The organism is Pseudoalteromonas luteoviolacea, assembly GCF_001696455.1.
In the GTDB taxonomy this organism is placed as follows: Bacteria; Pseudomonadota; Gammaproteobacteria; order Enterobacterales; family Alteromonadaceae; genus Pseudoalteromonas; species Pseudoalteromonas luteoviolacea_C.
Genome location: NZ_MAUJ01000002.1, coordinates 201409 through 212431 on the forward strand (window position 1 = coordinate 201409; position 11023 = coordinate 212431).

Genomic DNA, 11023 nt, shown 5'->3' on the forward strand with positions numbered 1-11023 from the left:
ATGAATCTAATAAATGGGCACGGTTACTTTTTAAAACTAATATATGGACTCATTCTAATCTACTGGCATAGCTTCTTGGCTATTTTGTCTCAGGTACTTTGGAGAAAAGTCATAGCTCTTAGAACTTTTATCTAGAATACTGAAGCGCTTATAGTCAATTCTTGACCAATCAGGGTTATTCGAAATCCAAATGTACTCATCGATATTGTCTCTAGTAATAGAGGATAATTCAAAAGTGATTTGACTATTATTTTTCCAGTACGAATTTCCGTGATGAAAGTCAAAAATAGATACAAGCGCCCAACCGCCCATCATGAAGTGCCCGCCAACAGACGCGCTGAGTTGCCCCTTCTGGATTAATGACAAGCCGTCTGATAACCAGTCAAAGCCTCCAATTGCAACCTGCCCTTCATCCTTTTTTAACTGTCGAATCGCTGTCTGAGCACCCATCGCCATTAAATCAGAGGCACTCCAAATCAGCTGTGTATCTGGGTATCGTTTAAATAGTCGCTTTGTTTTTGTATATGCTTGTTCTTTTGACCAGCTTGCATGGACTGTTTGCTGCAGCTTAATATTCGCACTTTTAAAATAAGCCGCTGCACCTTGATTGCGTTTATCTGACTCACTACCATAGTGACCATTAATTGCTAACCCATTGACTGTGCCTTTATGACCACTAGACATCACACTTTCGTGTAGCGCCTTAGCTAAATCATATCCTGCCTGATAATTATCAAAATACACTTCGCCCAACCAATGTTCAAAACGCTGTTTTGGAATACCTATCTCATCTTTCTCCATGCCTGTGATAGTCTGTTCTAGGGTTATAAACTTAATCCCGTAATTATTTAGCATGGTTAAAGTTTGCTCTGCACCACCAGGGTACAGCATTAAAATCACATAGTCGGGACTTGCTCTGTAGTCCAAATATTTCTTTAACTCTGCGAGCTGAATATGACGATTGCCATCACCATAAATCACATCAATATTGACACCCAACTGCTTGCAAGCTTCCTCTGTAATTTGTTGCACCTTTCCCCAAAACGGTTCTCCCGCTAAAGAAGGGTTTACAAACAACACGGAGAAGCTCGACTTTGCATTACTTACAAATGAGAAAAGAAGAAAGGCAAACAATAGCGATATTCTTATAAAGGTCATTTAACTACTCTCTTATGAAACCAACCTTGTAGATTGGTAAATAGCTTTTCTGCGGGCCCCATTATTTTCCAATGAGCAAGAGACCAAACTAAACTTAATTGTAGAACAGTAAGCCCTCCAAATATGGCTAAAAAGTGAATTTGACGCAAATCTAGTTGCAAATTTTGCAAGATGATATGAAATATCGCAACGCCGATGACGGATTGCAAAAGGTATAAGGACAGTGAGTATTGGCCAGAAGCGACCAACAGTCCGCTATAGCGCTCAACAATAGTTGAAAAGTGAATAGCAAGGCTAATTAAGGCCAAACAAAAAGGAATCGCAAATAACCAATTTAAAACCTCAAATACAATCCGATGTTCTTGAAAAAGATACCAGCGTGTAAGAGCTGACCCTATTAGGGCCAGAGGGATTAACACCACTACCGACAAAGAACTCGATAAGGCGTTACCTTGGAACCAATGTGCCCGGTATACAAGCACGCCAATAAGCATTAAACCAAAAGTATACCAAAGAGTTAAAAAAGGCAGTAACATCAACATATCAAGGTAGTTTGCAGCGTTTTGCTTTAAAAATGAAAGTAGCCCCAACCATGGGTTTTCACTTCCAAAGCTAGAGACCCCCTCTTGAACACTAGGTTCAGGAAATGCCATAGCTAAATAGACGAGTAATAAAATCGGCAAAGTGACAGCGCATAAAGACAGCTTTAAAAGCGTTTTTGAGTCTGTCTTTATTACATAAATTAATAGCAGGCCAGACAAAGCATAATTAAAAAGGATGTCCCCTGGCCATATCAAAAAGCCATGCACTAAGCCGATAACGCCTAGAGCATATAGTCTCGCCAGTGCTTTACGAGCAAAAGTCAAAGGCCCGTATTTGTCGAGATAAAGGCACATTGAGAACCCAAAAAGTATACTAAATAAAGTCCGAAACCTGCCTTGTGCTACAACATCAATAAACGCAGTTAAAAGTGAGTCAATTACACTTTCACTATTTGCAGCATACCCATTATTGAAATCTGCCATGTAAGCTAAGTTTGTAAGCGGTAAGCCCAGCAACGCGAAGCCCCGCAGGGCATCCACCAGCGCGATTCTACCCATTAATAAACATGTTCACGGTACATATCAGCCCAGTTTACTGCCTGAGCATGAAACTCAGGTAAACTCTCATCTGACATGTTGAGCATCGTACACGCCTCTTGCATTGCCCACCAGCTGCCACTTTCATAAGCTCTGACAATATTGAGAATGTAAAACAACGTGTTTGGCTCCCCTAACAAGGCGTCGTGTAGAACTTCGGGAAATGGAAGCCGCTGAACAACAACTTCCATAGGCTTATCCAATATCGCATCAAGGAGCGAAAATAAACCAGTTAGAAAACTCATACTAGCTAAAGAAGGCGCGATTTGTTTACTTATCAACTCACAAAACCTTGAACGGACAATACTTAATCGTGTCAGTTCAGTTGGTTTTTGCTCCGCAACATGCGCTGTCATTATCAAATTTACAAATTTAATAATCCGTTCATGCCCCAGATATACAAGTGCTTGCTTTAACGATTCAATACGGTTTTTTATCGGAAAGACGCCTGAATTTATCAACCTCAATAGCTTGTAAGCTAGTGCGGTATCTTGCGCAAAGAGCTCAGCAATGCGCGGAATGTTCATATTGGGTTTGAGCGCTTCGGAGTATATGAGCATCACCACAGCGTAATTAATTTCAATATCATTTTGCGAAATCATAGTAGGCTTGGCAAAAAAGTAGCCTTGGAAAAAGTTAAACCCCATTTCCTTAGCTAACAAAAACTCTTCTTCTGTTTCTACTTTCTCAGCCAACAGCTGTAAATTTTTACGCTTTTTTAGCTCTTCCACTAAGGGGGCGATTTCTTTTAGAGGGCTTTGGATCAAATCAAATTTAACGAGTCTAGCCAGTTTTAAAAAAGGCTCCCACTCTTTAGAGTAATTAAAATCATCTAAAGCCAAGCGAAAGTTCTTATGGAATAACTGTCTAACTTTTTCATAGTTTTCAGTCGTTGGAGGAATCGTCTCTAACAACTCAAGAATAACGTCATCCGTTGGTAGGAATTGCGCCAGTTCTTGGTTTAATGACTCTTCACCGATGTTTATAAGTGCCTTTTTTCCTGATGTTAAATACCTTGTCCCTAAATTGAGTTGATTATCCATAATCAACCTTGCTGTAGCAGCATTTTCAGCGATATTGGGAAAGCTGTTTTTCATTCCATCACGAAACAACAGCTCATAAGCTACCACATGCTTTTTGCGATTAAAAATGGCTTGTCGAGCCACAAACACTTTCAAATCATCGCTCCTAGCTTTACTGTTCAATAACAGTACTTTTGTTCTATACTTTTTAGTTATATTTTGTAATTTTAACCCGAATTTCTGATAAATAAAATCAAACTAAAACATTAAAGTACTAGTTTTGTATTGCTAGGATGAGCTAGCCCTAACTACTCATATAAATTTTCCTTGTATAGTATAGCGCTTTGTTCCCAAGTGAACCTTTTTTCTGCAGCATTTTCTGAAATTTTCCGATAGCTGTCAGCATTGCTATCATACAACTCCAATGCTTGCCTAAATCGCTCAACTAAATTCTCTGATTGCTCTGCGATACTGTCACCAGAAAAGACAAAGCCGGATACATTGTCTTCAACTGTATCTGCTAATCCCCCTACATTATTTACCAAACAAGGCTGCCCAGAACGCATGGCCAACATTTGACTAATACCACAAGGCTCAAACGAGCTGGGCATCAAAAATAAGTCCCCTAGTTGATACAGCATGTCACCAACGTTCTCCCCATACCCTTTTAGGTACAAGACGTTAGCATTGCGAGCCATAACTTGAGAAAACAAATACTCTAGCTCTGAATCACCAGACCCAAGGAGTATCATTTTTCCTTTAAAATCATCCAGAGTACTTGCTAACTTATCGAGCACGAGCCCACTCCCCAATGGCTGCTTTAAGAGCAATGCTTTTTGATCAGTCAACCTGCCAACACTTGTAACTAGTGGCCCCTCACTAGGTGAATTAATCCACTTCAGAACTCTTTGATGCGCTATGTAGTGAGCGCTTTGTAACGCTGCTTGTTTTGCCATCCAGCTAAATAAATTGGACTCCGCGCTATCAAGCATCCTTTCCCATGTGGCCGTAGGGTATTGAACATCATACTGGCATCCATTTAAAATGCCGACGAGCTTACCTTTTTTAGCTGCCAGTTGCATATCATGCTCAAGCCCTTCACCACCAAAAAAACCAGCTTGATGATCACTGCCTTGTTGCACTTCAAAGCAGTAATTAGGCGAAACCAGATGCACTTTGTCAGCCAAGTTGATTGCCGCCCTCATCGGGTTAAAACAATGAGGATAATGATGGTCGCAAATTTTCTGACCATCATAGCTCAGCGTGGGATACCATGCCTCTAAGCTGGAGTCATCACCGTTGAAAGGCCTAATGCCTTGCAGCGCTAGATTATGAACAGTAAAAACTGTCTTAAGCTTTTTCAGCTTTTCAAATCTAGGGCTAAAATGCTTTAACACTGCAACACAAGCAGCATGCCAATCATGTAAATGAAGTACATCGATATCTTCTATCAACGCATGTTCAATGACTTCACATACAGCGGCGCTGAAAAACGCAAATTTGTTCGCATCTGTATAAAAAGGTCGACCGCCGTCATTACAATAGATGTCACCACCATGTTCAGAAAACAAAGAGTGTGAGATCACATATTGGCTGACACCACAGCTCTCTTCCACACACCATAACACTGCAGTTTCAAGATGCTGTTTGAACGGCACAGCAATGTCTGCAACAAACTGGCGACGCATTTTTGCTTGACCATAATCCGGCACGATTACCGAAGTCTTGATATTCTTATTCGCCAAAGCGTAAGGGATGTCACGGATCACATCCGCAACGCCTCCCACTTTGCACTTAGGCAGCCGATCATTCTCTGCTGCCACCATAACTACATGCATATATTACCCTTAGGCACTTTCTAAACTCGATTCTTTAGGTTTTTGACTTTCTTGTAACGCAGTCAGCATATCTCTCGTGACCAATACAATACCTTTATTAGACACTCTAAATCCGTTACTGCGATCTTCCTCAGGATCATAGCCTATTCGCATACCTGTAGGTATCTCACAACTGCGATCAATTATTGCATTTTTGATTCGACAATGGCGGTTAATTTTAACGCCAGGTAAAACCACTGCACCTTCGATTTCACAGTACGAATGCACATGAACATTGGAAAACAACAACGACTTTCTAACCACTGAACCAGAAATAATACATCCACCCGAAACTGTCGAGTCCACCGCCATGCCTCTTCTGTTTTCATCATCGAAGATAAATTTAGCTGGCGGTAATTGTTCCTGATAAGTCCAAATAGGCCATGAAGGGTCGTAAAGATCCAATTGCGGCTCTACCGATACTAACTCCATATTCGCTTCCCAAAATGAGTCTATCGTACCAACGTCGCGCCAATAGGGTTGGCCTGGGTGACTTGGATCTCTAAATGGAAACGCGAATACATTATGCTCCTCTATGATTGAAGGGATAATGTCATGGCCAAAATCTCGACCGGAACCTTCTCGTTGTGCATCTCTTTTTAACTGCTCAAATAAAAACTCGGTGTTAAATACATAATTGCCCATAGAAGCAAGGCAAATTCCAGGTTTGCCGGGAATAGATGAAGGCTCAGCCGGCTTTTCGTCAAACCTTCGTACACGCTTGTCTTGATCTACAGTCATCACTCCAAATGTATTTGCAGCCTCTTCACACTCCACTTCAATACAACAGACAGTCATGTCCGCACCAGTTTCCACGTGCTTCGCAATCAAAGCACCATAGTCCATTCTATACACGTGGTCACCAGATAAAATCATTACATATTTTGGTAATTCATGGCGAATAATGTCCATGTTTTGAAAAACGGCATCGGCCGTACCACAATACCACTCGTCTCCATAACGTTGAGATGCAGGTAAAATCTCAACAGACTCCCCAAGCTCTTTCTTAAAGTGTCCCCATGCACGGTTTACGTGGCGTATTAATGAATGCGATTTATACTGAGTCGCAATTCCTACTCGTCTAATACCCGAGTTAATACAATTAGATAAAGGAAAATCTATAATTCTGTGCTTACCACCAAAGTAGACCGCTGGCTTTGCTCGCCAGTCGGTTAATTCGTGCAACCGACTGCCACGCCCACCCGCAAGGATCAATGCATACGTGTCTCTTGTCAGGTTACTGATATAACGGTTTGCATAACTCGGCATTTCTTATCTCCATATTAATGTTCAAGGCGGTTACTGCATGGGTTTCAATCGCCAAATATCTTCACTGTATTGCGAAATAGTGCGGTCACTAGAGAATGTGCCACTTGCAGCAGTATTTAAAATACTCATGCGATTCCACAATGTTTTGTTCGTGTAACTTTGCGCAGCGCGCTGCTGTGCGTCAAAATAACTCTCAAAGTCTTGCGCAACCAACCATGGATCATGGGGGCTTTGGATTGACCCGATAATGTCATCAAAAATGTTGGGTTCAAATAGATTAAAGTGACCACTAGATAACAGTTTCATCGTGTTTTTTAGAGGCGCAAAAGAATCGATAATTTGAGTCGGGTTATAATTTTTTCTGACCTGATTCGCTTGTTCAGCAGTTACACCAAACAAGAAGAAGTTGTCATCACCGACTTGCTCTCGAATTTCGATATTGGCGCCATCAAGTGTGCCAATTGTGACCGCGCCATTCATCATAAATTTCATATTTCCAGTGCCGCTCGCTTCTTTTCCGGCAGTCGAAATTTGCTGTGAGAGATCTGTTGCAGCACAAATTGTCTCCATTGCGGTTACGTTGTAATTCGGGAGAAATGCAACTCTCAAATAAGGTTCGGCAGCTTTGTCTTTGTTGACCACATTAGCAACATTGTTTATTAACTTTATAATCAGTTTGGCCATGTGATAACCAGGAGCCGCTTTGCCCCCAAACAACACACATCTTGGAACTATATTCTCCACTTCACCACGTCTAATTTGATCGTACAGCGCAATGACATGAAGTATATTTAATAACTGACGCTTGTATTCATGGATCCGTTTAACCTGAACATCAAACAGCATGTCAGTATCAAACTTTACGCCACAGCGAGTCTCAACTAACTGTGCAAGTTTTTGCTTGTTTTTAGCCTTAACATCTTGCCACTCTCGATGAAATGAAGCTTTATCATAGTAGCGTCTTATTCCTTGTATTTCAGAAAAGTCCGCTTGCCACCCTTCACCTATCTTATCTGAAATCAATTGCGCTAACCGCGGATTACAGTGTGCAAGCCAACGTCTCGGTGTAACTCCGTTTGTCTTGTTATTGAACTTTGTTGGCCACAAGTTATAAAAGCTATTAAACAGACCCGATTTAAGCAACTCTGTATGCAATGCAGCCACCCCATTAACCGAAAAGCTACCAACAATCGCTAAATAAGCCATTCTAATTTGAGGTTCTGGACCCTCTTCGATCAGAGACAGTTCACGCTGTTTCGCCACATCTCCTGGCCATCTAAGTGCAACTTCCGCTAAAAATCGTGCATTAATTTCATAAATGATCTCTAGTACTCGCGGAAGAAGTCGACTAAACAGAGAAACAGACCACTTTTCAAGCGCTTCTGGCAGCAGTGTGTGATTAGTATAAGCCATAGTTGTCGTGGTTATTTTCCATGCGTTTTCCCACTCCAATTCATACTCATCAAGTAACAGGCGCATGAGCTCCGCAACAGCGACACTCGGATGAGTATCATTAAGCTGGAAAACGTGATATTCAGAAAAGTCGCTAAAATCCGTCCCATGTTGTTCAGTCCACTGATGCAAGATATCTTGCAAGCTGGCACTTGATAAGAAGTACTGCTGGCGAAGCCTCAACTCCTTACCATTTTCACTGGCATCGTTTGGGTAAAGCACCATCGTGATTTGCTCAGCTAAGTTCTTTTTCGCTACCGCTTCGGAATAACTGCCCTCATTAAACTCCTTTAAGTTAAATTCATCTGTGGCTTCAGACTTCCATAACCTTAGGGTGTTTACAACACCGTTTCGATAACCCGGAATTGGTACATCAAAAGGCACTGCTAAAACATCTTGGGTGTTCGTCCAATGATGATGTACTCGACCTAACTTATCTGTATGTGTTTCTACATTGCCAAAAAACTTGACTACTTTCGCTTGCTCAGGAGCACTCAGCTCCCAAGGGTGCCCTTCCCGAAGCCACTTATCAGGGTGCTCAATTTGCGCCCCATGCTCTATGGATTGGTTGAACATGCCATACTCATAGCGGATGCCATACCCGATCACTGGTAATGCCAGTGACGCGCAACTATCGAGAAAACAGGCTGCTAGTCTACCTAGGCCTCCATTGCCAAGGCCAGCGTCATGCTCAGCTGACTCAAGCTCTTCCAAAGTTGTGCCATACTCACTCAATGCAGTGCCAATTTGATCTTCGAGATCTAAATTCAGAATCGCATTGCCCAAGGCGCGCCCCATCAAAAACTCTAGTGACAAATACGCTGCTTTCTTGGTTTTTTCTTTGTCTAAATATTGCTTGGTAGCTCGGCACCTAGCTACTAATCTATCCCTTATTGTTAGCGCTAAAGCTTGAAACAAGTAATGCTTTGATTCGCCCACTTTGTCGCGTCCAAGTGTATAGTAAAAATGTCGATTTAAATCATCAGCTAAATCGCTTTCATTGAGCTTCGGCGCATCTTGCCAGTGTTTAACGACACACACATTAGACTTTTTCTGAGCCATTGGTGGTTTCCTCATTCTGCGACAAGAGTATCCATGCACTCTGTCCGGTTAGGCCAAAAGGGTTGGGTAAATGCCCTTTTTCAAAATCACTTTCAGAAGAATAAACAGCTTCCCAGCGATTAGAAAATGGGGGATCTGGTAATTGAATTTCAGTTTCGTTGACATCGGCGTGAAGCACTACCAACACCGAGCTGGACTCCGCATGGTCAGCAAGCAAGTAAACAAGTGTCTTATTGGCTTCGTCATGCCAATCCATTTCACTCATTATTTGCCCAAGTTTGTTGTACCAAAGAACAGCGAACCTCTCGTCATCTGCATGCACAAAAAATGGATGTTTGAACGCACTCAATTGATTGCGAATTTTCATCAAAGCGGAGATTGGGGCAAGTAAGTCGTGCGTCGTATTTAAATTACGCCAGTCTAGCCAACTAGTCTCATTGTCCTGACAATACGCGTTATTATTGCCTCCCTGAGAATGATTCAGCTCCGTACCTGCACAAATCATAGGGACACCTTTGGACATGAATAAAGTGACCAAAGCGTTAATTTGTAGTTTTCTTCGCTTATGGGTTACCTTAGGGTCTTCTGAAGGGCCCTCGACACCACAGTTGAACGAGTAGTTTTCACTATGACCATCGCAATTACCTTCGCCGTTCGCTTCATTGTGCTTGTGTTCATAACTTACCCAGTCTGCGAGACTAAATCCGTCATGACTTGTCAAAAAATTAATGGAATTGAGTGGCCCTCGAAGATTGTGCTCAAACAATTCATTAGAGCCGTGTATCCTTTTGGCTAGCTCAGGTAATGTACCAGCATCTCCTCTCCAAAAGCGCCTTACAACATCTCTATATTTATCGTTCCACTCGCGCCATGGAGGAGGAAAAGCACCAAGCTGATAGCCTCCGGGTCCGACATCCCAAGGTTCGGCGATCAGTTTTACTTGCCCCAATATTGGGTCTTGCGCTACTGCTTGGAAAAAAGCATGTTGACCGTTAAAGCCCTCATTGCTACGACCTAATATCGTCGCTAAGTCAAACCTGAACCCATCGACCCCCATATATTTTACCCAGTACCTTAAGCTATCTATTACCAGCCTTAAGGTAATAGGATCATCGATGTTTATCGTATTTCCACAGCCAGTATCGTTAATATAGACTGACTCAGGCGCTTGCAACATTCGATAATAGCCTCGATTGTGCAGTCCTCTCATAGATAGCATAGGCCCATCAATACCGCTTTCGGCAGTGTGGTTATATACGACGTCAATAATCACTTCGATATTATGGCCGTGAAGCGTCTCTACCATCTGTTGAAATTCAGCGACATTACCGTCGACGCAATAGGATTTGTGAGGTACAAAAAAGCTCAGAGTGTTGTAACCCCAATAGTTTTGAAGGCCTTTAGTTGTCAGGAACTGTTCACTAATAAATGCTTGAACTGGGAGCAATTCAATGGCTGTTACACCCAACTGTCGTAAATGCTCTATAAAACTAGGTTCGCACAGGCCTAAAAATTTACCTCTCTTTTTAGGATCAGCAGCATCAAGAGTTTGGGTGGTCCCTTTCACATGACATTCATAAATAAACGTATCTTGCCATGGCGTATTTGGTCGCTTTCCCCTGTATAGTTTTGGACTAAAGACCCGACTTTTAGGCATATCAATGGCATTGTCATTCGCATTGAACTCACCTACAGGTAGATGGCAATAGTGTCTCTCACTCCATGTAAAGTCACCTTCAAAATCCTTGCAGTAAGGATCGAGTAAAAGTTTATTTTTATTAAAAAACACACCTTCACCGAGGTTATACTCACCATGGGCACGATACCCGTAAAGCACACCTTCAGCAGCCCCCTCTAGATGCAAAGTCCATAACCCGCCTTCTCGCCTATTCATTGCTATCTGGGTAATTTCAACCGCTGGTTGCCCTTCGAATAAGCATAAAGTCACGCCCGATGCGCTAGGTGCATAGACCGCAAAATTTACACCTTCAACGTTAATCGAGTTACCCAATGGATAAGTAGAGCCTAGTTTAGTCTTAAACAT

The 11023-nt window shown here is 42.1% G+C and carries 7 protein-coding genes; all 7 read right to left on the reverse strand.

The features are described from left to right. Positions 1-54: 54 nt before the first annotated feature. Positions 55-1158, reverse strand: coding sequence for an ABC transporter substrate-binding protein (locus A7985_RS09495; protein ID WP_065790232.1), 1104 nt, complete (start codon positions 1156-1158; stop codon positions 55-57). Next, entirely contained in the window at positions 1155-2258 is a 1104-nt protein-coding gene (locus tag A7985_RS09500) for a DUF418 domain-containing protein (RefSeq protein ID WP_065790233.1), read from the reverse strand. Before A7985_RS09500 ends, A7985_RS09495 begins: the two co-directional genes overlap by 4 nt. Beyond that, complete coding sequence (locus A7985_RS09505; protein WP_065790234.1) at positions 2258-3475, reverse strand: EAL and HDOD domain-containing protein; 1218 nt, start codon at positions 3473-3475, stop codon at positions 2258-2260. The genes A7985_RS09500 and A7985_RS09505 overlap by 1 nt, the downstream gene beginning before the upstream one ends. Before the next feature lie 152 nt (positions 3476-3627). Continuing rightward, positions 3628-5157: a glycogen synthase gene (locus A7985_RS09510; protein ID WP_065790235.1), complete on the reverse strand. Its 1530-nt coding sequence runs from the start codon at positions 5155-5157 to the stop codon at positions 3628-3630. 9 nt (positions 5158-5166) lie between these two features. Further along, positions 5167-6465, reverse strand: a complete 1299-nt coding sequence (gene glgC, locus A7985_RS09515; RefSeq protein ID WP_065790236.1) for a glucose-1-phosphate adenylyltransferase — start codon at positions 6463-6465, stop codon at positions 5167-5169. A gap of 30 nt (positions 6466-6495) precedes the next feature. After that, positions 6496-8979: a glycogen/starch/alpha-glucan phosphorylase gene (locus A7985_RS09520; RefSeq protein WP_065790237.1), complete on the reverse strand. Its 2484-nt coding sequence runs from the start codon at positions 8977-8979 to the stop codon at positions 6496-6498. Further along, positions 8960-11023 carry a glycogen debranching protein GlgX gene (glgX, locus tag A7985_RS09525; protein ID WP_065790238.1) on the reverse strand — a complete coding sequence of 688 codons (2064 nt, stop codon included), beginning with the start codon at positions 11021-11023 and terminating at the stop codon, positions 8960-8962. The genes A7985_RS09520 and glgX overlap by 20 nt, the downstream gene beginning before the upstream one ends.